Origin of the sequence: Geodermatophilus sabuli (assembly GCF_010686765.1) — a bacterium.
GTDB lineage: Bacteria > Actinomycetota > Actinomycetes > Mycobacteriales > Geodermatophilaceae > Geodermatophilus > Geodermatophilus sabuli_A.
This window is the reverse complement of record NZ_JAAGWF010000004.1, coordinates 95,445-121,373: the sequence shown is the minus strand read 5'-3', so window position 1 is coordinate 121,373 and position 25,929 is coordinate 95,445. Positions and strand designations below refer to the sequence as shown.

The 25,929-nt window shown below is 75.7% G+C and carries 25 protein-coding genes; 10 read left to right on the top strand and 15 right to left on the bottom strand.

Features of this window, described 5'->3' with window-relative positions; translation table 11 throughout:
* Window positions 1-74: 74 nt before the first annotated feature.
* Window positions 75-1,091 (bottom strand): cytochrome d ubiquinol oxidase subunit II, encoded by a 1,017-nt coding sequence (gene cydB, locus GCU56_RS03410; RefSeq protein WP_163480105.1) that lies wholly within the window; start codon window positions 1,089-1,091, stop codon window positions 75-77.
* Window positions 1,092-1,121: 30 nt separating this feature from the next.
* Window positions 1,122-2,663 carry a cytochrome ubiquinol oxidase subunit I gene (locus GCU56_RS03405; RefSeq protein WP_163480104.1) on the bottom strand — a complete coding sequence of 514 codons (1,542 nt, stop codon included), beginning with the start codon at window positions 2,661-2,663 and terminating at the stop codon, window positions 1,122-1,124.
* A gap of 115 nt (window positions 2,664-2,778) precedes the next feature.
* Here GCU56_RS03405 and GCU56_RS03400 point away from each other — a divergent pair, with 115 nt between their 5' ends.
* On the top strand, window positions 2,779-3,123 hold the full coding sequence (locus tag GCU56_RS03400; RefSeq protein WP_163480103.1) for a BlaI/MecI/CopY family transcriptional regulator: 345 nt from the start codon (window positions 2,779-2,781) through the stop codon (window positions 3,121-3,123).
* Window positions 3,124-3,127: 4 nt separating this feature from the next.
* Window positions 3,128-4,057 carry a M48 family metalloprotease gene (locus GCU56_RS03395; RefSeq protein WP_163480102.1) on the top strand — a complete coding sequence of 310 codons (930 nt, stop codon included), beginning with the start codon at window positions 3,128-3,130 and terminating at the stop codon, window positions 4,055-4,057.
* 42 nt (window positions 4,058-4,099) lie between these two features.
* Here the strand turns inward: GCU56_RS03395 and GCU56_RS03390 are convergent, their stop codons facing one another.
* The 6 genes from GCU56_RS03390 to GCU56_RS03365 all read right to left on the bottom strand — a co-directional run bounded on the left by GCU56_RS03390 (window position 4,100) and on the right by GCU56_RS03365 (window position 8,806).
* A complete protein-coding gene (locus GCU56_RS03390) occupies window positions 4,100-6,325 on the bottom strand; it encodes a heavy metal translocating P-type ATPase (protein WP_345771609.1) in 2,226 nt (741 codons plus the stop codon).
* Window positions 6,322-7,239 carry a hypothetical protein gene (locus GCU56_RS03385; protein ID WP_163480101.1) on the bottom strand — a complete coding sequence of 306 codons (918 nt, stop codon included), beginning with the start codon at window positions 7,237-7,239 and terminating at the stop codon, window positions 6,322-6,324. The genes GCU56_RS03390 and GCU56_RS03385 overlap by 4 nt, the downstream gene beginning before the upstream one ends.
* A gap of 38 nt (window positions 7,240-7,277) precedes the next feature.
* A complete protein-coding gene (locus tag GCU56_RS03380; protein WP_163480100.1) occupies window positions 7,278-7,487 on the bottom strand; it encodes a heavy-metal-associated domain-containing protein in 210 nt (69 codons plus the stop codon).
* Window positions 7,488-7,510: 23 nt separating this feature from the next.
* Window positions 7,511-7,804, bottom strand: coding sequence for a metal-sensitive transcriptional regulator (locus GCU56_RS03375; RefSeq protein WP_345771608.1), 294 nt, complete (start codon window positions 7,802-7,804; stop codon window positions 7,511-7,513).
* A gap of 77 nt (window positions 7,805-7,881) precedes the next feature.
* Window positions 7,882-8,232 (bottom strand): helix-turn-helix domain-containing protein, encoded by a 351-nt coding sequence (locus tag GCU56_RS03370; RefSeq protein ID WP_163480099.1) that lies wholly within the window; start codon window positions 8,230-8,232, stop codon window positions 7,882-7,884.
* 76 nt (window positions 8,233-8,308) lie between these two features.
* Window positions 8,309-8,806, bottom strand: a complete 498-nt coding sequence (locus GCU56_RS03365) for an Hsp20/alpha crystallin family protein (RefSeq protein ID WP_163480098.1) — start codon at window positions 8,804-8,806, stop codon at window positions 8,309-8,311.
* 234 nt (window positions 8,807-9,040) lie between these two features.
* On the opposite strand from GCU56_RS03365, the gene GCU56_RS03360 reads away from it, so the two are divergent.
* The 4 genes from GCU56_RS03360 (at window position 9,041) to GCU56_RS03345 (ending at window position 11,668) form a co-directional block, all read left to right on the top strand.
* The gene (locus tag GCU56_RS03360; RefSeq protein ID WP_345771607.1) at window positions 9,041-9,349 is read left to right on the top strand and encodes an STAS domain-containing protein; all 309 of its coding nucleotides are present in this window, start codon (window positions 9,041-9,043) and stop codon (window positions 9,347-9,349) included.
* A gap of 171 nt (window positions 9,350-9,520) precedes the next feature.
* Complete coding sequence (locus GCU56_RS03355) at window positions 9,521-10,708, top strand: YibE/F family protein (protein ID WP_239521697.1); 1,188 nt, start codon at window positions 9,521-9,523, stop codon at window positions 10,706-10,708.
* A gap of 14 nt (window positions 10,709-10,722) precedes the next feature.
* Window positions 10,723-11,343: a class I SAM-dependent methyltransferase gene (locus GCU56_RS03350; protein ID WP_345771606.1), complete on the top strand. Its 621-nt coding sequence runs from the start codon at window positions 10,723-10,725 to the stop codon at window positions 11,341-11,343.
* Complete coding sequence (locus GCU56_RS03345) at window positions 11,336-11,668, top strand: TraR/DksA family transcriptional regulator (RefSeq protein WP_345771605.1); 333 nt, start codon at window positions 11,336-11,338, stop codon at window positions 11,666-11,668. The genes GCU56_RS03350 and GCU56_RS03345 overlap by 8 nt, the downstream gene beginning before the upstream one ends.
* 61 nt (window positions 11,669-11,729) lie before the next feature.
* Here GCU56_RS03345 and GCU56_RS03340 read toward each other — a convergent pair whose 3' ends face one another.
* The 5 genes from GCU56_RS03340 to GCU56_RS03320 are packed head-to-tail and all read right to left on the bottom strand — an operon-like array spanning window position 11,730 to window position 16,641.
* The gene (locus tag GCU56_RS03340; RefSeq protein WP_163480095.1) at window positions 11,730-12,668 is read right to left on the bottom strand and encodes a glycosyltransferase family 2 protein; all 939 of its coding nucleotides are present in this window, start codon (window positions 12,666-12,668) and stop codon (window positions 11,730-11,732) included.
* The gene (locus tag GCU56_RS03335; RefSeq protein ID WP_345771604.1) at window positions 12,665-13,516 is read right to left on the bottom strand and encodes a glycosyltransferase family 2 protein; all 852 of its coding nucleotides are present in this window, start codon (window positions 13,514-13,516) and stop codon (window positions 12,665-12,667) included. Before GCU56_RS03335 ends, GCU56_RS03340 begins: the two co-directional genes overlap by 4 nt.
* Window positions 13,513-14,553: a prenyltransferase gene (locus GCU56_RS03330; RefSeq protein ID WP_345771603.1), complete on the bottom strand. Its 1,041-nt coding sequence runs from the start codon at window positions 14,551-14,553 to the stop codon at window positions 13,513-13,515. The genes GCU56_RS03335 and GCU56_RS03330 overlap by 4 nt, the downstream gene beginning before the upstream one ends.
* A gap of 37 nt (window positions 14,554-14,590) precedes the next feature.
* Window positions 14,591-15,394: a methyltransferase domain-containing protein gene (locus tag GCU56_RS03325; protein ID WP_163480094.1), complete on the bottom strand. Its 804-nt coding sequence runs from the start codon at window positions 15,392-15,394 to the stop codon at window positions 14,591-14,593.
* Window positions 15,388-16,641 carry a glycosyltransferase family 4 protein gene (locus GCU56_RS03320; protein ID WP_163480093.1) on the bottom strand — a complete coding sequence of 418 codons (1,254 nt, stop codon included), beginning with the start codon at window positions 16,639-16,641 and terminating at the stop codon, window positions 15,388-15,390. Before GCU56_RS03320 ends, GCU56_RS03325 begins: the two co-directional genes overlap by 7 nt.
* A gap of 234 nt (window positions 16,642-16,875) precedes the next feature.
* Between GCU56_RS03320 and GCU56_RS03315 the strand changes: the two genes are divergently transcribed.
* Both GCU56_RS03315 and GCU56_RS03310 read left to right on the top strand, forming a co-directional pair.
* Complete coding sequence (locus GCU56_RS03315) at window positions 16,876-17,634, top strand: hypothetical protein (protein WP_163480092.1); 759 nt, start codon at window positions 16,876-16,878, stop codon at window positions 17,632-17,634.
* 134 nt (window positions 17,635-17,768) lie between these two features.
* Window positions 17,769-18,857, top strand: a complete 1,089-nt coding sequence (locus GCU56_RS03310; RefSeq protein WP_163480091.1) for a DUF4192 domain-containing protein — start codon at window positions 17,769-17,771, stop codon at window positions 18,855-18,857.
* Window positions 18,858-18,863: 6 nt separating this feature from the next.
* Here GCU56_RS03310 and GCU56_RS24985 read toward each other — a convergent pair whose 3' ends face one another.
* Together GCU56_RS24985 and GCU56_RS03300 are read right to left on the bottom strand one after the other, a co-directional pair.
* Window positions 18,864-20,960 carry a S9 family peptidase gene (locus GCU56_RS24985; protein WP_345771602.1) on the bottom strand — a complete coding sequence of 699 codons (2,097 nt, stop codon included), beginning with the start codon at window positions 20,958-20,960 and terminating at the stop codon, window positions 18,864-18,866.
* 93 nt (window positions 20,961-21,053) lie between these two features.
* On the bottom strand, window positions 21,054-21,761 hold the full coding sequence (locus GCU56_RS03300; protein WP_163480090.1) for an iron dependent repressor, metal binding and dimerization domain protein: 708 nt from the start codon (window positions 21,759-21,761) through the stop codon (window positions 21,054-21,056).
* Window positions 21,762-21,954: 193 nt separating this feature from the next.
* On the opposite strand from GCU56_RS03300, the gene GCU56_RS03295 reads away from it, so the two are divergent.
* On the top strand, window positions 21,955-23,136 hold the full coding sequence (locus tag GCU56_RS03295) for an acetoin utilization protein AcuC (RefSeq protein ID WP_163480089.1): 1,182 nt from the start codon (window positions 21,955-21,957) through the stop codon (window positions 23,134-23,136).
* Window positions 23,129-25,912, top strand: coding sequence for a bifunctional acetate--CoA ligase family protein/GNAT family N-acetyltransferase (locus GCU56_RS03290; protein ID WP_345771601.1), 2,784 nt, complete (start codon window positions 23,129-23,131; stop codon window positions 25,910-25,912). The genes GCU56_RS03295 and GCU56_RS03290 overlap by 8 nt, the downstream gene beginning before the upstream one ends.
* Window positions 25,913-25,929 lie beyond the last annotated feature (17 nt).

Below are 25,929 nucleotides of genomic sequence, written 5' to 3'. Positions count from 1 at the left end.
CAGCGGCCCCCGGAGCCGGCCTTCGTGGCCACTCCGGGCGGTCTCGGGACGGCCTCCGTGGCCACTCCGGCCGGTCATGCGGGCACCTGGGCGGGCGGCTCGGAGAGGGGCTCGGCGGTCAGCCGCTTCCGGAACACCCAGTAGGTCCACGCCTGGTAGGCCAGCACCACGGGCAGCCCGATCCCGGCCGCCCAGGTCATGACCGTCAGCGTGTAGTCGCTGACCGAGGCGTCGGGGACCGTGACGTCGAAGGCCGGGTCGATCGTCGAGGGCAGCACGACCGGGTAGGCAGCGCCGAAGATGGTGGCGGCCGCGGCGACGAGCGTCGTCCCCCACGCGGCGAAGCCCTGGCCCTCGCGACCGACCTTCAGCCGGGCCCAGGCCACGACCACCGAGACGGCGGCGACCAGCCACAGCGCCGCGGTGACCGGCGTCCCGTACCGCAGGTGCACCACCGCCGCCCAGCCGAGCAGGGGCAACGCGGCCACCGGTGCCCAGCGGAGCGCGAACGCCCGGGCCGCGACCCGCACCGGCCCGTCGGTCTTGAGCGCGAGGAACACCGCCCCGTGCACGACCGAGAACGCCAGGACGGCGACCGCCCCCACCAGCGCCGGCCAGCCCAGGCCGGAGAGTGCGCCACCGACCCGGCTGCCGTCGGCGTCGACGGGCAGACCGAGGGTCGTGGCACCGAGCGCGGCGCCGATGCCCAGCGCGGCGATCAGCGAGCCGGCGGTGATGACGTGCGTCCACGTCGCGTCCCAGGCGGGGGCGGAGTGGGAGTGCCGCCACTCGAAGGCGACGGCCCGGACGATCAGGCCGAAGAGCACCAGCACGAACGGCAGGTACAGCGCGGGCAGCCAGGTGGCGTACCAGCCGGGGAAGGCCGCGAACACCGCGCCGACGGCGGTGATCAGCCACACCTCGTTGCCGTCCCACAGCGGGCCGATGGTGCGCAGCACCAGGTGCCGGTCGGCGGGTCGGCGGCCGAGCACCGGCAGCAGCGCGGCGACGCCGAAGTCGAACCCCTCGAGCAGCAGGAAGCCGGTCCAGAGCACCGCGACGGCGGCGAACCAGAGGGTCTGCAGGTCCATGGTCAGGGCTCCAGCGGGCTCAGTGGGCGTTCAGTGGGCGAAGGAGAGGACGTCGTCGTCGCGGCGGGCGCCGCCGTCGTCCGGCGTGCCCCTGGGAGGAGTGCCGGGCGTCGGTGCGCCGTCCCCGGTGGTCACCCCGCGGCGGACGAAGCGGCCGATCAGCCACAGCTCGACGACGGCCAGCGCGCCGTAGACGAGGGTCAGCACGGTCAGCGACGTCCAGACCTCGGCGGCGGAGATGCCCGGTGAGACGGCCTGCGCGGTGAAGAACCACACCTGCTCGTCGACCGGCACGTCGGGGTTCGGGTGGACGACGAAGGGCTGCCGGCCCATCTCGGTGAAGATCCAGCCGGTGGCGTTGCCGGCGAACGGCGCGGCGACCGCGAGCAGGGCGCCGTACACGCCGATCCGCGAGGTCGGCACCCGTCCCCGCCGCGTCGCCCACAGCGCGTACGCCGCGACGCCCGCCGACACCGCACCCATGCCGATCATGAGCCGGAAGCTCCAGTAGGTGACCGCCAGCACCGGGGTGTAGTCGATCGGCTCGCCGGCCCGGTCCCCGAAGCGCGACGGGTCGTCGGGGTAGGTCTCGCCGTAGACGGCCGCGTACTCCTCCTGCAGGTCGTGCACACCGGGGACGGCGGTGGAGAAGTCGCCGTGTGCCAGGTAGCTGAGCAGGTACGGGACGGTGATCGAGTGGACGTCGTCGCACTCGTTCGAGCCGAGCTTCCCCCAGGCGAAGATCGAGAAGGACGCCGGCGCCTCGGTCTCGCAGAGCGCCTCGGCCGAGCTCATCTTCAGCGGCTGCTGCTGGTACATGAGCTTGCCCTGCCAGTCACCGGTGAGGGCGACCAGCACGAAGGCGGCCAGCGAGACCCAGCCGCCGAGCCGGACCGACCGGCGCCAGACCCGGTGATCGACGTCCTGGGGCTGCGCGGCCAGCGTCCGCCGGCGCAGGTGCCACAGCCCGATGCCCACGAGCAGCGCGCCGGCCACCATGAGCGCCGCGACGATGGCGTGGCCGAAGGCGGCCAGCGCGGTGTTGTTGGTCAGGACCGCGAGGAAGTCGACCTGCACCGGCCGGCCGGTGGCGTCGTCGGTGACCACCCCGACCGGGTGCTGCATCCACGAGTTGGCGGCGATGATGAAGTACGCGCTGACGATCGAGCCGATGACCGCCGCCCACAGCGCGGCCAGGTGCACCCGCTTCGGGATGCGGCCCCAGCCGAAGATCCAGAGGCCGAGGAAGGTCGACTCGAGGAAGAAGGCCAGCAGCGCCTCGAGCGCCAGCAGCGAGCCGAAGACGTCGCCGACGAAGCGCGAGTACTCGCTCCACGCCAGGCCGAACTGGAACTCCTGCACCAGGCCGGTGGCCACGCCGAGGACGAAGTTGATCAGGTAGATGCGGCCCCAGAACCGGGTCATCCGCAGCCACTCGGGTTTGTCGGTGCGCACCCACATGGTGTGCATGACCGCGACCAGGATCCCGAGCCCGATCGTCAGCGGGACCATCAGGAAGTGGTAGACGGTGGTGATCCCGAACTGCCAGCGCGCCACGTCCAGGACGTCCACGGCCTGTCTCCCTCACCAGCGACGTACGATCGGTCGACTTCTTTCTACGCCGAGTAGAAGTACAGTTCTACGACACGTAGAAGAAGCCCGTGTGATCTGCCGGACAGGAGGGCCCGTGGCGTCGCTGGGGGAGTTGGAGCGGACCGTGATGGACCGCCTGTGGTCGGCGTCGGGCCCGGTCTCGGCCGCCGAGCTCCGGGAGGGCCTGGCCGACCGCGGGCTGGCGCTCACCACCGTGCACACGGTCCTGACCCGGCTGGAGCAGAAGGGCTTCGTGGTCCACGACGAGGCCCGGCCGCGGCGCTTCCGCCCGCGGGCCACGCGGGAGGAGCACGCCGCCGAGCTCATGCACGAGGTGCTCGGCCAGGCCGGGGACCGGCAGGCCGCCCTGGCCCGGTTCGTCGGCGGGGTCGACGCGGACGAGGCCCGCCTGCTGCGCGAGCTGCTCGACCGCGGCTGACCCGGTGCTGCCCGCCACCGCCGCGGCGCTGGCCGTGCTGGCCGCACTGCTCGCCTGGCCGGTGCCCGCACTGCTCGAGCGGGCCCGGTGGCCGCGCCGTGACCCCCTGGTGGCCCTGGTCTGCTGGCAGGCGGTCGGCCTGGCCGGCGGGCTGTCGATCATCGGCGCGCTGCTGGTGCACGGGCTGGCGCCCTGGGGCCACTCGCTGCCGGAGGCGGCCTGGTCGGTGCTCACCGGGCACCCGGCGGACGCCGTCGTCCGGGGCGACCACTGGGTCACCCTGACCTTGGCCGGTGTGCTGGCCGCCGAGCTGGTCGGCGTGCTGCTGCTGTCCTGGCTGCGCACGACCCGCACCCGCCGGCGGCACCGGGAGCTGCTGGAGCTCGTCGTCCGGCCCGCCGCGCAGCCCGAGGCCCGGCTGCTGGAGCACCCGGCGCCGGTCGCCTTCTGCATCCCCGGCGGGCGGCCGATGCTGGTGCTCTCCTCCGGCATGGTCGCCGAGCTCGACGACGCGCAGCTGGCCGCCGTCGTCGCGCACGAGCGGGCCCACCTGCGCGAGCACCACCACCTCTACCTGCTGCCGTTCGTGGCGTGGGAGGCGGCGCTGCCGGTGCTGCCGGCCGCGGCCGGGGCGCACGCGGCGGTGCGCACGCTGGTGGAGATGCGGGCCGACGACGTGGCCCTGCGCTCGCTGTCGGGGCCCGACCGGCGGCGCACGCTGGCGCGGGCGATCGTCGCGGCCGCTGGCGGGGCCGGGGGAGCGGCGGTCCCCAGCGGAGCGCTGGCGGTGGCCGGGGGAGCCGTGCGCGAGCGGGTGGTCCGGCTGCTCGCGCCGCCGTCCCCCCTGCCCGGCTGGGCCCGGGTGCTGGCGCTGGCGTCGGCCGTCCTGCTGCTGCTGGTCCCGACCGCCCTGCTCCTCCTCCCCGCCCTCTGACACCCGCGGCGGACTCTCGGCGCCGAGAGTCCGCCGCGGATGTCAGAGCGGGGCGAAGCGGCGCAGTCTCAGGCTGTTGGTCACCACGAACACCGAGCTCAGCGCCATCGCCGCGCCCGCGATCATCGGGTTGAGCAGCCCGGCGGCGGCCAGCGGGATCGCGGCGACGTTGTAGGCGAACGCCCAGAAGAGGTTGCCCCGGATGATGGCCAGCGTGCGCCGCGCCAGCCGGATGGCGTCGGCCGCCGCCCGCAGGTCGCCGCGCACCAGGGTGAGGTCCGAGGCCTGGATGGCGACGTCGGTCCCGGTGCCCATCGCCAGCCCCAGGTCGGCCTGCGCGAGCGCGGCGGCGTCGTTGACCCCGTCGCCGACCATCGCCACGACGCGCCCCTCGGCCTGCAGTCGCCGGACGACGTCCACCTTGTCCCGCGGCAGCACCTCCGCGACGACCTCGTCGATGCCGACCTCGGCGGCGACCGACCGCGCCACCGCCGCGTTGTCCCCGGTCAGCAGGATCGGGTGCAGGCCCAGGCCCCGCAGCCGGGCGACGGCCGCGGCCGACGTCTCCTTCACCGCGTCCGCGACGGTGAGGACGCCGAGGGCGGTGCCGTCCGCGGCGACGAGGACGGCGGTCCGCCCCTCGGCCTCGGCCGCGGTCAGGGCGCGGGTCAGCCCGGCGGGCACGGGCACCGAGCCCTGCTGCAGCAGGGCGGCCCGGCCCACGACCACGGCCGCGCCCTCCACCACGCCCCGCACGCCGAGCCCGGCGACGTTGGCGAAGTCCGCGACGGCGGGCAGCGGGCCGGTGCGCTCCGCCGCGGCGGCCGCGACCGCCCGTGCGACGGGGTGTTCGGAGGCCCGCTCCAGGGCGCCGGCCAGCCGCAGCACCGCGTCCGCGTCGACACCCGGAGCGGGGACGACGTCGTGCAGGGTCATCCGGCCGGTGGTGACGGTGCCCGTCTTGTCGAGCACCACGGTGTCCACGGCGCGGGTCGACTCCAGCACCTCGGGGCCCTTGATCAGGATGCCGAGCTGGGCACCCCGGCCGGTGCCGACCATGAGCGCGGTCGGGGTGGCCAGCCCGAGGGCGCACGGGCAGGCGATGATCAGCACCGCCACGGCTGCGGTGAAGGCAGCGGGCAGTCCGGCGCCGGTGCCGATCCAGAACCCGAGCGTCGCCGCCGCCAGGGCCAGGACGACGGGGACGAACACGCCCGACACCCGGTCGGCCAGGCGCTGCACGGCGGCCTTGCCGTGCTGCGCCTCCTCGACCAGACGGGCCATCTGGGCCAGCTGGGTCTCCGCGCCGATCCGGGTGGCGCGCACCACCAGCCGCCCGCCGACGTTCACGGTGGCGCCCACGACGGCGTCCCCGGGCCCGACCTCGACCGGTGCCGACTCGCCGGTGAGCAGGGCCGCGTCCACCGCGGACGCGCCCTCGGTGACCTCGCCGTCGGCGGCGATCTTCTCACCGGGCCGGACGACGAACAGGTCCCCGACGGCCAGCCGGTCGACCGGGACCCGGTGCTCGACGCCACCGCGGAGCACCGCGACGTCCTTCGCGCCCAGTTCCAGCAGGGCGCGCAGGGCCGCGCCCGCCCGCCGCTTCGAGCGGGCCTCGGCGTACCGGCCGGCCAGCAGGAACGTGGTCACCCCGGCGGCGGCCTCCAGGTAGATGGTGGCGCTGCCGTCGGTGCGGGCGATCGTGAGCTCGAACGGGTGGGTCATCCCCGGCTCGCCGGCGGTGCCGAGGACGAGCGCGTACAGCGACCAGGCGAACGCCGCGCCGGTGCCGAGGGAGACGAGGGTGTCCATCGTCGCCGCGCCGTGCCGGAGGTTGGTCCACGCCGCGCGGTGGAACGGCAGCCCGCCCCAGACGACGACCGGGGCCGCCAGCGTCAGCGACAGCCACTGCCAGTACTCCACCTGCAGGGCCGGCACCATGGCCATCGCCACGACCGGCACGGTCAGCAGCGTGGAGACCAGCAACCGGGTGCGCAGCCCGTCGCCGCCCGGCTCCTCCGGAGCCGCGGCGGCGGGGGGCTCGGGCAGCCGCGCGGTGTAGCCGGTCTTCTCCACGGTGGCGATCAGGTCGGCGGCGGTGACGTCGCCGCCGTAGCTGACCCGCGCCTTCTCGGTCGCGTAGTTCACCGTGGCGGTGACGCCGTCGAGGCGGTTGAGCTTCTTCTCGATGCGGGAGGCGCAGGAGGCGCAGGTCATGCCGCCGATGGCGAGCTCGAGCTCGGTGGGCGGGGCGTCGACGCTCACGAGCCGGCCTCCTCGGGCGCAGTGGTGGTCACGGTGAACGCGGCGGTGTGCACGGCGTCGCCGTGGCGGAAGTCCAGGAAGACCCGGTAGGTGCCGGCGGTGGGCGCGGTGGTGAGCACGCCGACGTGCGGCCCGGGCGCGGGCGCCGCACCGGCCGGCCCGTCGGCGGGGTGCACGTGCAGATAGCCCAGGTCGCCGCTGCGCAGCACGACGAGGTGCCCGTAGCTGCCGAGGTAGGGCTGCAGGTCGGTGACCGGGCGGCCGTCGCGGCTGACGCTCAGCGTCAGCTCCGACTCCCGGCCCGGCACCAGGTCCCCGGTCAGGACGACGGTGTAGCCGTCCACCTCCGCGACCGCCGACGGCGCGGGCAGCGGCTCGGGGGCGTAACCGCCGGGCACGGACAGGTCGGCGCCCAGCACCCGGTTCTCGCCGTCCGCGGCGGGCACGAAGTCGGCGAACAGTCGCCACGCGCCGGGGGTCAGGCCGAGCGTGGCCCGCCAGACGCCGTCCTCAACGCGTTCGGGGTGCACGTGCTGGAAGCCGCTGAGGTCACGGCGGACGGCGACCAGGTGCAGGTCCTGCTCGTGCGCCACCTCGAAGGCGGTCACCGGTGCTCCGTCGGGGCCGAGCACGCGGAAGCGGACCTCGGTGGCCGGCCCGGCGGGGGCGGTCGGCGTCCCGAGCTCGAGGGTGTAGCCGTCGGCGGCCACCGCGAGCCCGGCCGGCAGGGACGTGGCCGGCGGCTCGGCCGGGGCGCTCTCGTGCCCGTCGTCCCCGTGTCCCTCAGCCGGGGACGCGGCTGCGGCCGTCCCGACGGTGCCGACGGGGCCCACCAGCGACCCCACGCCGACGGCGGCGCCGAAGACGGCGACCAGGCCGAGGGCGACCGCGGCGAGCCTTGCGGGGGCGTTCATCGGGCGTCCTCTCGGGATGATCTGGGTGGGACCGGCGGTCAGCTGCCGGCGACCTCGTAGCCGGCCTCTTCGACGGCGGCGCGCACGGCACCCTCGTCGACCGGGGCGTCGCTGGTGACGGTCAGGCCGCCGCTGGGCAGGTCGACGGCGACCTCGGTGACGCCGGGCAGGCCGCCGACCTCCTCGGTGACGGCGCTGACGCAGTGACTGCAGGTCATGCCGACGACGGTGTACGTGGCGGTGCTCATGGGTGCTCCCTCGGAGGGTGGGGTCAGGATCGGACGAGGCGGGCGATGGCCTCGGAGGCCTCGCGGACCTTCTCGTCGGCCTCGCGGCCGCCGGCCTGCGCCGCCTGGACGACGCAGTGGCTCATGTGCTCCTCGAGCAGTCCGAGGGCGACCGACTGGAGCGCCTTCGTCATGGCCGAGACCTGGGTCAGGATGTCGATGCAGTACTTCTCGTCCTCGACCATCCGCTGCAGTCCGCGGGCCTGGCCCTCGATCCGGCGCAGACGCTTGAGGTAGTCGTCCTTGCGGTGGATGTAGCCGTGCGGGGCCGACTCCACGGGGTCCTCCAGGCGGCTCGGGGGCTGTCGAACCGGAACTATACCCCCCTAGGGTTCCTCGTGCAGCGAGGTCTGCGTCACCCCTCGTCGCCGGCCTGCAACCGGTCCACCGCGGCGCGCAGCCGCTCGGTGTCGGCGCGGGCGTCGGCCAGCTCGTCCTGCAGGCCGAGGATCACCTCGGCGGAGGCGAGGGTGTGCCCGTCGTCGAGCAGCTCCCGCAGGCGGGCGGCCAGGGCGAGCTGGTGGCGGGAGTAGCGACGGTGACCGCCGGGGGAGCGGTGCGGCTGTAGGACGCCGGAGCTGTCCAGGCTGCGCAGGAAGGCCGCCTGCACCCCGAGCAGGGCGGCGGCCTGGCTCATCGTGAGCGCGGGGAAGTCCGGGTCGTCCAGGCGCCGGAGCCGGTCGCTCCCTGCGGTGCCGTCGGTCATGGAGGCTCCTCGTGGTGCCCGATGCGCGCAGGGGCCGGGTCCGTGCGGACCCGGCCCCTGCGCGGGGGATCGTCGATCAGCTCTCGACCGCCTTGGCCGAGGACTGCTCGCCCTCGATGGTGCGGCTCCCGACCGATGTCGGGGTGTCGGCACGGGTCACGGTGATCTTGCGGGCCCGCGCCTTCTCGGCGACCGGGATGCTGAGGGTCAGGACGCCGTCGTGGTAGCTGGCCTCGAGCCGGTCGGTGTCCAGGCTGCGGCCGAGCACCAACTGCCGGGTGTAGCTCCCGTAGGGCCGCTCCGCGACGCTCCACTCGGCGTTCTCCAGCTGGGGCACCGAGCGTTCGGCCGTGACGGTCAGGGTCGTGCCCTCGACCGACAGGTCGATCGAGCCGGGGTCGACGCCCGGCAGGTCGAAGTGGGCGACGAAGTTGTCACCCACGCGGTAGGCGTCCATCGGCATGCCCGAGAGCGGGCGGGCGGTCATCGAGCCCGAACGGCCGGTGAGCTGGTCCAGCGCGCGGAAGGCGGCGGACGTGGCGGCGAACGGGTCGTAGGCGGTCAGCATCGCCATGGCTGGCAACCTCCTGTGGTCGGTGCGGTCTGTTCGCTGCCGGAGGGATGAACCTCAACTGGCGACTACAGATTACCTCGGTTGTGCGCTGGTGTAAACATCAGTCGCGGAGAACTGTTCCGGGTCCGGCTGCCGCAAGGCGTGATCCGGGCCCGCGCGGGGCAGTGGGACGTCGTGGACGAGACGACCCAGCCCGCGCCCGTGCCGCCGCGACCCACCGGGAGGACTCCGGACGTGGCCACGACCCTCGACGGGGACGTGGCCACCCTGACCGTCACCGGGGAGCTGACCGAGGAGGCGCGGCGCCCGCTCGTGCGCGCCGTGACCGACCTCCTGCTGGCCGGGACCCCGCTGCACCGCGTGCGGCTGGACACCCGCGGGGTCGACTACCTCAACTCGGCCGGCATGGCGGTGCTGGTCCAGCTGCAGAAGCTGGGGCAGCCGCGGGGCGTGGAACTGGTGCTGGTCGACCCGCCGCCGGCGGTGGCCCGGCCCCTGCAGCTGTCCGGGCTGTGGCTGCGGTTCCCCGTCGACGAGGGGTGATCCGCCGTCCCGGTGCCGGGTGCCGGTGCCGGTGTCGGCTCGGTGCCGGGCGGGGTCGACTCCTAGCCTGACGGGGTGCCGCCCAGCCATCCCCACAGCCACGGTCCCGACCCGGACGCACCGCCGCCGAGCCCCGAGGTGCGCACCCGCCGGCGCCGTGCCGTGTGGTTGATGCTGCTGCTGCTCGTCCCGGTGGGGCTGGCCACGGTCATCGGCCTGGTCGCCCTGTGGCCGGGGGACGAGCCGACCCGCGCGCAGCAGGCGGCCGAGCTGTTCCTCCCGCCGGGTACCACCTACCCCGAGGGGCGGGTGTCGTCGGTCGAGCCGTTCGACTGCTCGCTGCCCGGCGCCGGGGGGCCGGCGCAGGAGCTGACGTGCGCCATCGTCGTCGTCGAGGTGCTCGACGGGGAAGGTGCGGGGGAGTTCCAGCAACTGGAGATCCCGGCGGAGGTGTACGCCGCGGGTGTCGAGACGGGCGACGTGCTCGTGCTGAACCGCGACGCGGCCGCGGAGGAAGGCGGCGGGTACTCCTTCCGCGACTACGACCGTGACGTCCCCATCGTCGTCCTGACCGTCGTCTTCGCCGTCGCCACCGTGGCCGTCGCCCGGCTGCGCGGGCTGGCCGCCCTCCTCGGCCTGGCGTTCGCCTTCTTCGTGATGCTGCAGTTCCTGCTGCCGGGCCTGCTGGGCGACAGCTCGCCCACGCTGATCAGCTTGGTCGGCTCGGCGGCGATCATGTTCGTCGTCCTCTACCTGGCCCACGGCTTCTCGGCGCGGACCACGACGGCGCTGGTGGGGACCCTCTTCGGCCTCGCCCTGGTCGCCGTCCTCGGGGCGGTGTCGGTCGACGTCGCGCGTCTGACCGGGCTGACCAGCGAGGAGACCACCACGCTGCTGCAGTACGACCCGGCTCTGGACTTCTCGGGACTGGTGCTCGCCGGGGTCGTCGTCGCCGGGCTCGGCGTACTCAACGACGTCACCATCACGCAGGCCTCGGCGATCTGGCAGTTGCACGAGGTCGACCCGGGGATGACCTGGCGGGACCTCTACCGCCGCGGGATGGCCGTCGGCCGCGACCACATCGCCTCGACGGTCTACACGATCGTGTTCGCCTACGCCGGCGCCTCCCTGCCGTTGCTCATGCTGTTCGAGCTCTACGCCCAGCCGTGGGACGTCGTCCTCACCAGCTCGGCGATGGCGGAGGAGGTGATCCGGACGCTGGTCGGGTCCATCGCCCTCGTGCTCGCCGTCCCCGTGACGACGGCGGCCGGCGCGTTCTTCGCCAAGGCCGCCGACACCCAGGCGGGCGCGAGCACCGAGCGGCGGCTGACCGCCCTGCGCAGCCGGTTCGCCCGGTGAGCCAGGCTGGTCCCGTGCCCCCGCCCGACTTGCTGACCGCCGCCCGGGCCGCGCCCGGGTTCATGCCCGACGACGAGGGCCGGGCGCTCTACGAGGCCGCCCGCGCCGTGACCGTGCCCGGCCCGCTGCTGGAGATCGGCAGCTGGATGGGCAAGTCCGCGCTGTACCTGGCGGCCGCCGCCCGCGAGACCGGCAGGCAGGTGGTCACCGTCGACCACCACCGGGGCTCCGAGGAGCACCAGCCGGGCTGGGAGTACCACGACCCCTCGCTGGTCGACCCGGCCGTCGGGCTGGTCGACACCCTGCCGCGGTTCCGCCGCACGATCGCCGACGCCGGCGCCGAGGACGTCGTGCTGGCCGTCGTCGCCCGCTCCGAGGTGCTGGCTCCGCTGTGGTCGACGCCGCTGGCCCTGCTGTTCCTCGACGGGAGCCACACCGAGGAGTCGGCCCGGCGCGACCAGGACGCCTGGGTCGCCAAGGTGGCCGTCGACGGCACGCTGGCCATCCACGACGTCTTCCCCGACCCGGCCGACGGGGGACAGGCCCCCTTCGGCGTCTACTCGCGGGTGCTGGCCTCGGGGGAGTTCACGGAGATGCCCGGCACCGGCTCCCTGCGGCTGCTCCGCCGTGGGTGAGGGGGACCGGCTGCTCGCCGAGCGCGCGGCCGTGCTGAGCCAGATCGAGGCGCTGACGGGCGAGTTCGAGGAGGTCGTCGCCGCGTCCCGGGCGTCCAACGCCGACGACGAGCACGACCCCGAGGGCGCGACGATCGCCTTCGAGCGCCAGCAGGTCGCGGCGCTGCTCGACGCCGCCCGTCGCCGGCTGGCCGACGTCGACGCCGCGCTGGCCCGCCGGGCGAGCGGCGACTACGGCGTCTGCGAGAGCTGCGGGCGGCCGATCGCGCCCGAGCGGCTGGCCGCCCGGCCGGCGGCCCGCACCTGCATCACCTGCGCCCGCTGACGGCCCCCGTGCAGGGGCCCGCCGCGAGCCTGCGAGCGGTGGGGAGCACGGAGGTCCTCCGTCAGCTGACGTAGCGGCGGGCGGTCGAGGTGCGCTGGGCCTCCTCCAGCGCGGCGAACCGGGCCTCGGCGTGCGGGGGCAGCACCCGCCGCTCGCGGAGCACCCACGGCAGCCCGCGCACCGCGTCGAGGACGCCGAGCACGCTCAGCCGGTCGCGGGGCACCGTGCGCACCAGGTGCAGGGTGCGGCGCGCCGCCGGCCGCAGCGGCCGCCGCAGCCACGTCGTCCACAGGGTGTTCCGGATGCCGTCGCGGCGGCGCTTGTGCGGATCGCGGGCGGTGCTGGCCTGGTGGTGCACGGTCAGCTGCGGCAGGTAGCACAGCTCCCAGCCGGCGGCCGCGAGGTCGCCGGCCATCAGCTCCTCCTCACCGCCCAGCCACAGCCGCTCGGAGAAGCCGCCGACCTCGACGAACGCCTCCCGCCGCAGGACGGAGGCGCCGGCGAGGAAGGAGCCCAGCGCCGGGCCGGGCAGCCAGTCGGCACCCTGGACCGGCGAGTCGCGCAGCTCCGGGACGATCGGGTCCTCGGTCCCGGCGGGCTCGACCAGGATCCGGGCGGTCAGCACGGCCAGCCGGGGGTGGGTGTCGAGGACGTCGGCGGCGATGCGCAGCGACCCCGGGTCCCACCACGTGTCGTCGTCGCAGAAGGCCACGTAGGGGGTGTCCACCCGGGCCACGCCCACGTTGCGGCCGATCGCGCCGAGGTTCTCCGGGCTGGCGACGAGCTCGACCTCGGGGAAGCGCTCGGCGATCGCCGCCGCCGTCCCGTCGGTGGAGCCGTTGTCCACGACGACCACGTGCGGCTGCTCGGGCAGCGCCCGGAGCCGGGACAGCGCCAGCAGCACCTCGTCGCGGCGCTGGTGGGTGATGACGACGACGGCCACCCGCGGGTCCGGCCGGCCCCCCTGCAGGGTGTCCGGCCGTGCCTCGGTCGCCGTCATGCGTCGGGCTCCGCGGCCAGCAGCCGGACGTCGGCGCGGACGGCGGCCGGGATGGGCCGGCGCCGGCGGAGGGCGGCGGGTACGTCGGGCAGTGCCCGCACCAACCCCTCCCGTTCGGGCCCCCCGGTGCGGAGCGCGCTGACCACGACCCGGCCCACCTCGGGGACGGGATGGCGCATGAGCGCGGTGAGCACCTTGCTCCGCGAGATCGCCGTCCGGCGGCGCGCGGGGGCGTGCCGGTGCACCGACGGGTGGTGGTGGACGGTGACCTCGTCGACGTAGGCCATGCCCCAGCCCGCGGTGGCCAGGTCGAGGGCCAGCCGCTCCTCCTCGCCGGGGAAGCGCACCACCGTGTCGAAGCCACCCACGGCCAGGAACGCGTCGCGGCGCACCATCGCGCCACAGGCGACGAACCCGAGCAGGGCGGGACCGGGCAGGTCCGGCGGCGTGCCCAGCGGGCTGTCGGCCATCTCCGTGCACACGGGGTCCAGCCGCTCCTCGGGACCGACGAGGATGCGGGCGTTGAGCACCGCCAGCCGCGGGTGCGCGCGCATGATCCCGGCGGCCCGTGCGAGGTCGCCGGGCGCCCACCAGGAGTCGTCGTCGGCGAACGCGACGAACGGCGTCCGGGCGTGCCGGACGCCGACGGTGCGGGCGTTCGCCCCCTCGTTGCGCCCCATGGGCAGCACGGTCACGTGCGGCAGCGCCGTCCGGACGGCGTCCACCGTGCCGTCGGTGGAGGCGTTGTCCACCAGCACGACCGGCGCCTCGTGACGCGGCAGCGAGTCGAGCAGGTCCTCCCGCCGGTTGCGGCTCATGACGACGACGGTGACGTCCGCGGTGCTCACGGGGTCACCGTGCCCGCACCTCCGGGCAGCCAACCGGCGCTCTCCTGTGACGTTCCCGCCGCCGGCAGCGCCGACGGGTCGGTGAACAGCCCCGACGCCGGACCGGTGCCGGCCAGCGCGTCGGCGGCGAGGACGACGGCCGCGGCGGTCCACGTGGTCCGCTCGACCGGCCAGCGGGCGTCGTCGGGGTAGACGAACCCGGTCCAGTAGGAGCCGTCGTCGTGCCGCAGGTGCTGCATGGCGGCCAGCTGCTCCAGTCCCGCGTCGGTCTGCCCGGCCGCGGCCAGGGCGAGCGCCAGCTCGCAGGTCTCCGCGCCGGTCACCCACGGCTGGTCGGCCACGCACCGGACGCCCAGGCCGGGGACCACGAAGCGGGCCCAGTCGCCGGCCAGCCGGTCACGGGCCGCCCCGCCGGTGACCGCGCCGGCGAGCACCGGGTAGTACCAGTCCATCGAGTAACGGCTGCGGTCGGCGAAGGCGTCGGACCGCTCGCGGAGGGCGGCGCCGAGGTCGGTCACCGCCAGCTCCCAGTCCGGCTGCGGCTCACCCGTCAGGCCGGCCAGCGCCACGCCGCAGCGCAGCGCCTGGAACAGGCTCGCGTTGCCGGTCAGCAGCGCGGTGTCGTCGGGGGTGCCGTCGGGGCGCAGCGCCCACGCCACCGCGCCGCCGGGCAGCTGCATCCGGGTGACCAGGTCCAGCCCTCGGCGGACGACCGTCCAGAGCTCGCTGACCAGGGCCTCGTCGGCGGTGCACAGCCAGCTGTGCCAGAGGCCCACGGCGAGGTACCCGGCGTGGTTGCTCTCCGCGGCGGGCGCGGTCTCGGCGCCGGCGCGGTACTCGCTGGCCCAGGAGCCGTCGAGACGCTGCCGCGCGGCCAGCCAGCGGTAGGCGGCCCGGGCGCGGTCGTGCGCACCGCCGACGTCGAGGGCCATCGCGGCCTCGACGGAGTCCCAGGGGTCCAGCTGCCCGCCGCGGAACCAGGGCAGCGACCCGTCGGCGTCCTGCTCCGCGGCGATCGCGGCGACCGTCGCCCGCACCTGCCTCCCGGTCAGCACACCGGGCAGGTCGGGCAGCTCAGCGCCGGGCAGGGATCCGCTCCCGGTCCGCTGCCGCCGTCTCCGTCGTCCACACCGTGCGGGCCGGCGACCCCGCGGCGCCGGGCTTGTCGGCGTAGACGACCAGGCTCTTGCCGAGTACCGGGTCCAGCAGCCGCTCGGCGGTCCGGGTGAGCCACGGGCGCCGCACGAGGTCCCAGACCAGCATCCGGTGGTAGGCGCGGACGGCGGCGTTGTCCTTCTCGACCCCGACCGCGCACTTGAGCCACCAGAACGGGGCGTGCAGCGCGTGCGCGTGGTGCTGGTCGCCGGGCTCGAGGCCGGCCGCCGCCAGCCGGGTGCGCAGCACGTCGGCGCGGTAGATGCGGATGTGGCCGCCCTCGTTCGCGTGGTAGGCGTCCGACAGCGCCCAGCAGACCCGCTCGGGGAAGAACCGGGGGACGGTCACCGCCACCCGGCCGCCGGGCGCGAGCACGCGGGTGATCTCGGCGAGCGCGGCGGCGTCGTCGGGGATGTGCTCGAGCACCTCGGCCGCGATCACCCGGTCCACGCTGGCGTCGGGGAAGGGCAGGGCCAGCAGGTCGCCGCGGACGACCTCGTAGCGCGCGGCCGTGCCGTCGTCCGCCCGGCCGGCCTCACCGGCCGCGGCGATCGCGCCCAGCCAGCGCTTGGTCGTCTCCACCTCGGGTACGCCCCGGTCGACGGCGACCACGTGCGCGCCGCGGCGGTAGGCCTCGAACGCGTGCCGGCCCTCCCCGCAGCCCAGGTCGAGGACGGTCATCCCCGGCCGGAGGTCGAGCAGGTCGTAGTCGACGGTCAGCACGCGCGCCCCTTCCGCTGCAGGACCTCCGCGTACCACTCCGCGGTCCGCTCGGCCGTTGCCCGCCAGGTGTAGTCGGCGAGCACCCGGCGCCGCCCGGCCCGGCCCAGCTGCTCGCCGAGGGACGGCGAGTCGAGGACCAGCGCCAGTGCGGCGGTCAGCTCGCCGACGTCGCCGGCCCGCACCCGGAGCCCGGCCTTGCTGCCCACCACCTCGGGCAGCGCGCCGGCGTCGGTGGTGACCAGCGGCGTGCCGCAGGCCATGGCCTCGATCGCCGGCAGGGAGAAGCCCTCGTACAGGGACGGGATGGCCACGACGGCGGCGTCCTGGAGCAGCCCGACCAGCTCGGCCTCCGGCACCGGGCCGGTGAAGCGGACCGCCTCGCGCAACGCCAGCCGGTCGAGGGCCGCCTCGGCGGGCCCGCCCGGTCGCGCGGTGCCGACGACGGTCAGCCGCACCGCCCGCTCCGTGCGCAGCTTGGCCACCGCCTCCAGCAGGTGCACCAGCCCCTTGAGCGGCACGTCGGCGCTGGTGACGACCACGATGGAGGCGGGGTCGCGCGGGCGGCCGGCCGGCGGTGGGGTGAAGACGTCGGGGTCGATGCCCACGGGGACGACGTCGACCGCGGCGGCGGGCACGCCCAGGTGGGTCTCGATGTCGGCCCGGGAGCTCTCCGACACCGTCGTGATGCCGTCCAGCCGCGGCGCGACGCGGGCCTGCATCGCGGTGAAGGCGTACCAGCGGCGCAGGGTCAGCCGCCGGCGGCGGGACGGCGCGGCGGCGAGCTCCAGGTCGCGGTCGATGGCCACCGGGTGGTGGACCGTGGCGACGGTCGGGATCCCCGCGCGGGCCAGCCGCAGCAGCCCGTAGCCGAGGGACTGGTTGTCGTGCACCACGTCGAACTCGGCGGCGCGGGGGAGCAGCTCCCGGGCCGCGCGCAGGCTGAAGGTCAGCGGCTCCGGGAACCCGGCGGTGCACATCGTGGCCCACTCCGCGACGTCCACCCAGTCGCGGAACTCGCCGGGCCGCGGCGTGCGGAAGGGATCGGGCTCGCGGTACAGGTCGAGGCTGGGCAGCGGGGTCAGCGGGACGCCGTCGTCCAGTTCCGGATAGGGCTGCCCGCTGAGCACGGTGACGGCGTGGCCGAGGGCGGTGAGCTCGCGGGAGAGGGCCCGGACGTAGACGCCCTGGCCGCCGCTGTGCGGCTTGCTCCGGTAGGACAGCAGTGCGATGCGCAGCGACCGTCCCATGGCCGGGGACTCTAACGGCCGGTCGTCGCGTGCCCGTGTCCCGATGCCGGGGCCGCGCGACGCCGGGTCGCGGGGTGCCGGCCTGCGGCGCCGCGTCGCGCTGTCCACCCGGTCCGGCGACGTGGACCCGCGCGTCACCCCCGCGTCGCCTCCCGCGTCGCCGCCCCGGGCGGGCGCCGAGCACGAGGTCGGAGGCCGGTGCGCGGCGCGCCGGCCGCGTCTACCGTCGGTCGCATGGCCGGTCCCGTGCGCTCCCGTCTGGTCCCCGTCCTCGCCACCGGGCTGCTCGCCGGCGTGCTCGCCGGCTGCGGAGGAGAGCCCGGCGTGGAGGAGGCGGGGGCGACCGCTCCGGCGGCCGTGCCGGCCGCCGCCACCGACCCCGCGACCGACCTGGCCGAGGGGCTCCTGCCCGCGGACGCCTTCGGTCCCGGCGCGCGGGTCGTGCCGCTGACCCCCGACCTGCTCGCCGGGTCGGGGCTGCCCATGGGCGGACTGCCGGGCGCCGGGCTGCCGACCGACCTGACCGTCACCCCGCAGGAGTGCGCCGACGTGCTGGCGACCCTGCCCACACCCGACGGGGACGTCCCGGAGTTCGCGGCGCAGGTGGCCGTGACCGGGACCTCGGCCACCGTGCAGGCACTGGTCGCCGGGCCGGCCACCGCCGACGCCGTCCCCACGCTCCAGCGGGCCGCCGCGGCGTGCTCCGACGCCACCGTCGAGGCACCCGGGCACGGCAGCGGCACCGTCGTCGTCACCCCGGTCGACCTGCCGGAGGAGCTGGGGGACGACGCGCTGGGTCTCGCGCTGACCGCGACGGCGCGCACGCCCGACGGCCGGCAGGTCACCCTCTCCGGGCTGGTCGGCCTGGTGCCGGACGGCGACCGGCTCGTCGCGCTGGCGACCGGTGACGCGAGGGGCGGGCCCGTCGACCAGGCGGCGTTCGGTGCGCTCCTGACCCGGGCGTACGAGACGCAGGCCGCGGCGCTCGACTGAGCCGCCGCGGGCACGAGGCGCCGCCGGGCACAAGGCGCCGACGGTTCCGCCCGGCTCCGTCCACAGCCGTCCGCCGGTCCACAGATGACCGCGCCGGGACCGCGGGGACGTCCGGCGCGGACAGGGTCGGTCGCATGGACGAACCCCTCCGCGCCGAGGTCCGCATCGCCGATCCCGGTGAGGTGGCCGCGGCGCTGCCGCACCTGATCGGCTTCCACCCGCACGAGTCGCTCCTGCTGGTCGCCCTCGGCGGCCCCAGCGGCGGCCGGGTCGGACTGCCCGTCCGCGGCGACCTGCCCGTCCGGGCGGCGGCACCGGGGGTCGTCGAGGCGCTGGTCCGCAGCGTCGCCACCGACGATCCGGCCGCGGTCGTCGTCGCCGTGGTGTCCGAGGCCCCGGACGACTGCGCACCGCTCCCCGGTCAGCCGCCCGGAGAGGCCGTGGCCGGCCTGCCGCACCGCGCCGTCGTGCACGACGCGGTCGTGGCCCTGGCCGCGCGGGACATCCCGGTGCGGGACGCACTGCTGGTCCGCCGGGGCCGGTGGTGGTCCTACGACTGCCCGCACCCGTGCTGCGCGCCCGACGCCGGGACACCTCTGCCCGGGGGCGTGACCGAGCTGGCGGCGGCGTCGGTGGCCGTCGGCGCCGTCGTCGAGCGGGACCGCGCGGCGCTGGATCGCCGGATCCGCCGTCCCGACGGCGCGGCGATGGCCGCGATGGAGGCCCTGGTCTGGCGGGTCGGGGACCGGCACGCCCGAGGAGCCCTGGCCGATCCGGACGCCGAGGCGGAACGGTCGTGGGCGACGGTCCGGCGGGTGGTGGCGCGCTGCCGACCGGGCCGGGCGGGCGTCGCCCCGGTGCCCGACCGGGACGTGGCCGGGGTGCTGTGGGCGCTGGCCGACGTCCGGGTGCGCGACCGGGCGCTCGGCCTCGCGCTCGGGGAGGACGCGGCCGCCGCCGAGACGCTGTGGACGGAGTGCACCCGGCGGGCGCCGGCGCCGCTCGACGCGGCACCGGCCACGCTGCTGGCGGTCAGCGCCTGGCTGCGCGGGGACGGCGCCATGGCCAACGTCGCCCTCGAGCGGGCGCTGGACAGCCGCCCGACCTACACCCTCGCGGGCCTGCTGGCGCAGGGCCTGGCCACCTGCCTGCCGCCCGCCGCGCTGCGCGACCTGATCGCGGCGACGGCCGCCGACCTCGACGGGTCCCGGAGCGTCGGGTGAGCGCGCTCAGAGCAGCCCGGGCCGCTGCCACCCCTCGCCCAGCACGTGCTCGGCGAGGAAGGCCAGCACCGTCTCGTACCAGACCGTCGCGTTTCCCGGCGTGAGCACCCAGTGGTTCTCGTCGGGGAAGTAGAGGAACTTCGACGGCACGCCGCGCTTCTGCAGGTCGTACCAGAGGCGCAGCGCCTCACCGATCGGCACCCGGTAGTCCCGGTCGCCGTGGATGACCAGCATCGGCGTCCGGATGGCGTCGGCAAACCGGTGCGGGGAGTTCTGCTCGTAGCGCTTGGGGTGCAACAGCGGGTCCCCCCACTCCCGCTCCCAGTAGTAGGCCGCGTCGGTCGTCCCGGTGAACGAGTCGAGGTCCCACAGGCTGGCGTGCGTGACGATGGCGCGGAACCGGTCGGTCTGGGTGGCCACCCAGTTGGCCATGTAGCCACCGAACGAGCCACCCATGGCCGCGGTGCGCGTGGCGTCGACGTCCGCACGCTGCTCCACGGCGTCGACCGCGGCCATCAGGTCGGTGTAGGGCGCCTCGCCCCACTCCCCCCAGCCGCGGCGGACGAAGTCCTGGCCGAAGCCCTGCGACAGGGCGGGGTTGGGCAGCAGGACGGCGTAGCCGCGGGCGGCCATCACCCAGGGGCACCACCGCCACGACCAGGAGTTCCAGCTCATCAGCGGTCCGCCGTGGATCCACAGCAGCAGCGGAGCCGGCTGGTCGGCCGAGGCGCCCTCGGGCAGCACCAGCCAGGACTGGACCCGCGTGCCGTCGGCCGCGGTCGCCTCGACCTCGTGCAGGGTGCCCGGCAGCTGCGGGAGCGTCCCGGGGTTCGGCAGCGGGTCCGGGTGCTGACCGGGGGTCTCCGGGTCCAGCCGCACCGGTGCCGGCGGCTCGTCGTAGGCCGAGCGCAGGGCGTAGAGGGCGCTGCCGTCCCGCGCCACCTGCAGGTCGCTGTAGGCGCCGTCAGCCGTGAGCCGCACGGGCTCGCCGCCGTCCACCGGCACCCGGAACACCGCGTGCCGGCCGTCCTCGTCGGCGAGGAAGTAGACGCACGACCCGTCGGCGCCGAACTGCGGTGCGCTGGGCCAGCGGTCGAATCCGGCGGTGAGGTCCCGGACGGCGCCGGTGGCGACGTCGACGTGCAGCAGCGTGTAGTCCGGCGGCTCGTCGTAGGTCGTCAACGACTCGCGCACGCACACCAGCGCGGTCCCGTCGGGGGAGAAGCGGGCGGAGCCGACGTCGGCCAGCGGGTCGTCGACGAGCACCCGCGTGCCGCCCGTGGCCGTCTCCACCGCGACCAGCCGATCGCGGCGTCCGGCGGGGCCGTCCGGGACGGCCTCGGTGCGCACCAGCAGGGCGCCGTCGGGGGAGAGCGCCACGTCGTCACCGGACCCGATCGGCGGGACGGCATCGGGGGTCAGGTCGCGCAGCCCGACCGGATCCGGCGCGGCACCGGCCGGCGGATCGGCGGGCAGCCGGCCGGCCCAGAACACGTGCGGCGCGGCGGGGCCCAGGTCCGCGTCCCAGTACCGCACGGGGTAGGCCTCGTGCAGGATCGCCGTCACCCCGGCCTCCTTGCGCTCCTTGCGGCGGGCGGCGTCGGCCTCGGCGTCCGCCACCCCCGGCAGGGTGGCGGCGACGACGACGACGTCCCCGGTGTCGGCGGCGACGGCCACCCGGCCGATCCCACCGGGGTGGGTGAGCACCTGTCGGGCCTCACCGCCGTCGGCCGGCAGGCTCCACAGCGCGGGCTGGGGGTCCTCGCCGCCGGGCTTGGTGGCGGGGTCGGGCCGGGCGGAGGTGAACAGCAGCGAGCCGTCGGGCGCCCACACGGGTGCGGACTCGCCGGGAGCGCTGCGGGTCAGCCGGCGGGCCGCCCGCCGGCCCTCCGGGTCGACCTCCCACAGGGCCGACAGCCACTTGGTCCGCTCGGGGTCCAGTGTCTGCACCCCGACGGCCAGCCGGCGGCCGTCCGCCGAGAGGGCCAGCCCGGCCACGCGGGGGAGGGCGGCGAACGCGCCGAGGTCGGCGAACGGGGACACCGGCGACTCGTCGGCGGAGCTGTCGGCGGTGGCGTCGGGGGCGGCGGGCGGTTCGCTCACCCGGTCACCGTAGTGACCGCCCCGGGAACGCGGTGGCCCGCGTGCCGGGTCCCACCGCGAGCGCGCGCGTGTCCCCGAGCGGGCGGTGCCCCGTCAGAGGCGCGGCGCCGCCTCGACCGGGGTGAGCTCCTCGTCCAGCGCGCTGACGAACACGTGCTGGGCCACTCCGGCGGGCAGCACCTGGCCGTCGAGGCTGACCGTGCCGGCGACCAGCTGGGCCACTCCGGTGGCGCCGGGTCGAAGGCCGTGGTCGGCCAGCAGGCGCAGCAGCTCGGAGTCCTCCTGCAGCTGCTCGCTGATCCGCTTGATCTCCACCCGGCGCCCCTCCGGCGTGGCCGTGGTCGACAGCAGCGTCAGCGAGTCCAGCACCGCGGAGGTCTCCCCGCCGAGGGCGTCCAGGCCCGGGATGGGGTTCCCGAACGGCGACACCGTCGGGTTCCCGAGGAGGTTGAGCAGCTTGCGCTCCACCGCCTCGCTCATCACGTGCTCCCAGCGGCAGGCCTCCTCGTGCACGTCGGCGTAGTCCAGGCCGATGACGTCCACGAGCAGGCACTCGGCCAGCCGGTGCTTGCGCATGACGGCCGTGGCCAGCTGACGGCCCTCGTCGGACAGCTGCAGGTGCCGGTCGCCCTCGACCGTCAGCAGGCCGTCGCGCTCCATCCGGGCGACCGTCTGGCTGACCGTGGGGCCGCTCTGGTGCAGCCGTTCGGCGATGCGGGCGCGGAGGGGGACGATCCCCTCCTCCTCCAGCTCGAAGATCGTCCGGAGGTACATCTCGGTGGTGTCGATCAGGTCGTTCACAGGTCTCCTCCGTGTCGGCCCTGATGGTACGGGGGTCCGGCCCGTGCAACCGGCTCGCCGACCGGCCGGCGTCACGCCGCCGGCCGGGGCGCTGCAGGGCACGGTGCCGGTGGCCCGGCGGTAGCGTCGCCTCCCGAGCGGTCGGGCGCCCGGAGTGGGCCGCCGGCGCCGCCACGGTCAGTGAGGAGAGCCGGTGAGCGACTCGGTCACGGTCGTCTGGGACGACGCGCTGCTCGGCTACACGATGGGTGGGGACCACCCCCTCCACCCGATCCGCCTCGATCTCACGATGCGGTTGGCCGACGCCCTCGGCGTGCTGGCGAGCGACCGGCTGCAGGTGCTGCGCCCGACACCGGCCGACGCCGCCACGTTGCAACTCGTCCACGACCCCGCCTACCTCGAGGCGGTGCGGCGGGCACCGGAGCACCCCGACGTCGGCCACGGCCTCGGCACGGCCGACAACCCGATCTTCGCGGGCATGTACGACGCGGCGGCGCTGATCACCGGGGGCAGCGTGCTCGCCGCTGAGCAGGTGCACAGTGGCCGCGCCCAGCACGCGGTCAACATCTCCGGCGGGCTGCACCACGCCATGGCCGACCGCGCGTCGGGGTTCTGCGTCTTCAACGACGCCGCCATCGCCATCCGGTGGCTGCTCGACCGGGGGTACGAGCGGATCGCCTACGTCGACATCGACGTCCACCACGGGGACGGCGTCCAGGCGGCGTTCTACGAGGACCCGCGGGTGCTGACCGTGAGCATCCACCAGACGCCGCTCACCCTGTTCCCGGGCACCGGGTTCCCGGAGGAGACGGGGGACCCGGACGAGGCGCTGGGCAGCGCGGTCAACCTCGCCCTCCCCAACGGCACCGACGACTCCGGCTGGCTGCGGGCCTTCCACGCCGTGGTGCCGAGCGTGGTCCGGGCCTTCGCGCCGCAGATCCTGGTCACCCAGTGCGGGTGCGACGCCCACCACGAGGACCCGCTGGCCGACCTGGCGCTCACCGTCGACGGGCAGCGGGCCAGCTACCGGGCGCTGCACGACCTGGCGCACGAGGTCAGCGACGGCCGCTGGATCGCCCTCGGCGGCGGCGGCTACGGCCTGGTCCGCTGCGTCCCCCGCGCGTGGACGCACCTGATCGCCGAGGTCAGCGGCAGCCGCCTGGAGCCGGCCACCGAGATCCCGGAGAGCTGGCGGGAGGACGTCGTCCGGCGGGGGCTGCGGGCGCGGCCGCCGACGCACATGACCGAGGGCGGCTACACCGGGTTCGCACGCTGGGACCCGTTCACCGAGTCCCGCGTCGACCGCGCGATCTCCCGCACCCGCACCGCGGCGTTCCCGTACTTCGGCCTGGACCCGGACGACCCCCGTGACTGAGAAAGGGCCCCGTCCTCCTCACCACTCGCAGGCTCGCGGCGAGCCTCTGGACGGGGCCGCGGGCGCTGCGGCGGGGCCACCCGCGACCCGGGACGACGAACCCCCGCCGCCGCAGGCGCCGGCGCACTGGGAGGCCGACATCATCGCCGCCGACGGCGGCACCGTGCACCTGCGCCCGATCCGGCCCGAGGACGGCGACGGGCTGGTGGGTCTCATGGACCGCAGCTCCGACCAGACCCGCTACTACCGGTTCTTCGGCCCGCTGAAGCGGCTGTCGGACAAGGAGCTGTACCGGTTCACCCACGTCGACCACGACTCCCGCGTGGCCTTCGTGCTGGTGCTCGGCGACCAGGTCGTCGGCGTCGGTCGCTACGACCGGTACCCGGACACCAGCGATGCCGAGGTGGCCTTCCTCATCGAGGACGCCCACCAGGGCCGGGGGCTGGGGTCGGTGCTGCTGGAGCACCTGGCCGCGGCGGCGCGGGAGCGGGGCATCGAGCGGTTCGTCGCCGAGGTGCTGGCGCAGAACAACCGGATGGTCCGGGTCTTCCTCGACGCCGGGTACACCCCCGAGCGCACCTACGAGGAGGGCGTGGTGCACCTGACCTTCCCCATCGCGCCGACCGAGACCGCGCTGGCGGTGGTCTACGAGCGTGAGCAGCGCAGCGAGTCCCGGTCGATCGCCCGGCTGCTCACCCCGTCGTCGGTCGCCGTCGTGGGTGCCTCCAACGACGAGGGCAAGATGGGGCACGCCGTCCTGCGGCACCTGCTGGACTTCGGCTTCCGCGGCCCCGTCTACCCCGTCAACCCGGGCACCCGGCACGTCCGTGGCGTGCCGGCGTACGCCTCCATCGAGTCCATCCCCGACGACGTCGACCTCGCCGTCCTCGCCGTGCCGGCCGACGAGGTTGCCGGGGTGGTCGAGGCCTGCCGGCGCAAGCGGGTCCGTGGGCTGGTGGTGATCTCCGGCGGCTTCGGGGAGGCCGGTCCCGGTGGGCGGGTCGCCGAGCGGGCGCTGGTCGCCGCCGCCCGCGCGTCGGGGATGCGGGTGGTCGGCCCCAACTGCCTGGGCATCGTGAACACCGACACCCAGGTGCGGCTGAACGCGAGCCTCGCGCCGCGGATCCCGGGCCGCGGCCGGGTGGGTTTCTTCGCCCAGTCGGGCGCGCTCGGGTCGGCCCTGCTCGAGCAGGCGCGGACCCGCAACATCGGCCTGTCCAGCTTCGTCTCCGCCGGCAACCGCGCCGACGTCAGCGGCAACGACCTGCTGCAGTACTGGGCCACCGACCCCGGCACCGAGGTCGTGCTGCTGCACCTGGAGAGCTTCGGCAACCCGCGCAAGTTCGCCCGGCTGGCCCGCCGGGTGGGCCGCACCAAGCCGGTGGTGGCGGTCAAGAGCGGCCGGCACGTCCGCATGACCGAGGGACTGGCCGGGACGTCGGTGGCGGTGCCGGAGGAGTCGGTGGCGGCGTTGTTCGCCTCCGCCGGTGTCATCCGGGTCGAGACGCTGGCGCAGCTGTTCGACGTCGGCACGCTGCTGGCCCACCAGCCGCTGCCCGAGGGCGACCGGGTCGCCGTCGTCGGCAACTCCACGGCGATGGGCGTGCTGGTGGCCGACGCCGTCCTGGAGGAGGGCCTGCAGCTGGCCCGGGAGGCGCCCGTGGACATCGGTGCCAGCGGCACGGCCGCGGAGTTCCGCGCCGCCCTCCAGGAGGCGGTGGACGACGAGTCGGTGCACGCCGTCGTCGCGGTGTTCCTGCCGCCGCTGAGCCGCGGGTCGGACGAGTTCGGCCGCGCGCTCCTCGAGGTGGCGAGGGACGCCGGCAAGCCGGTCGTCGCCACCTTCCTCTCCACCGAGGGCATCCCGGCGGAGCTGGCCATCCCGGGTGAGGACGGGACGCCGGACCGCGGCTCGGTGCCCTCCTTCTCCACGCCCGAACGCGCCGTCATCGCGCTGGCCAAGGTGGCGCAGTACGCCCGGTGGCGCCGCCGGCCGGTCGGGGCCCTCCCCGAGCTCCCGGGCGTCGACGAGCCGGCCGCGCGGGACGTCGTCCTCGGCGCACTCGCCGACACACCCGCCGGGCGGCACCTGGGCGACGACGAGACGATCGCGCTGCTGGCCGCCTACGGGGTGCCGCTGCTGGGCACCCGCACGGTGAGCGACGCGGACGCCGCCGTCGCCGCCGCCGAGGCGGTCGGCTACCCGGTGGTGCTCAAGTCGACGGCGCCCTGGCTGCGGCACCGCTCCGACCTGGGCGGGGTCCGGCTGGACCTGGCCGACGCCGACGCCGTGCGCTCGGCCTTCGCCGCCATCCCCTCCGGGGATCCCGTGATCGTGCAGGAGATGGCCGCGCCCGGGGTGGCGACCGTCGTGGAGATCGTCGACGACCCGTCGTTCGGCGCGCTGGTCAGCTTCGGACTCGGCGGGGTGGCCACCGACCTGCTCGGCGACCGGGCCTACCGGACCCTGCCGCTGACCGACCTGGACGCCGCGGAGCTGGTCCGCGCACCGCGGGCGTGGCCGCTGCTGGACGGCTACCGGGGCTCGGAGCCGGTCGACGTCGCGGCGCTGGAGGACCTGCTGCTCCGCGTCGCCCGGCTGGCCGACGACCTGCCCGAGGTGCTCCAGCTGACGCTGGAGCCGGTGATCGTCGGCCCGGCCGAGCCGTGGCACGGCGGGCGGTCCCTGGTCGTCGCCGGGGCCACGGTGCGGGTCGGTCCGCCGACCGCCCGCGTCGACGCCGGCCCCCGCCGCATGCGCACACCGGGGGTCTAGAGACGAGGGGAGCCGGT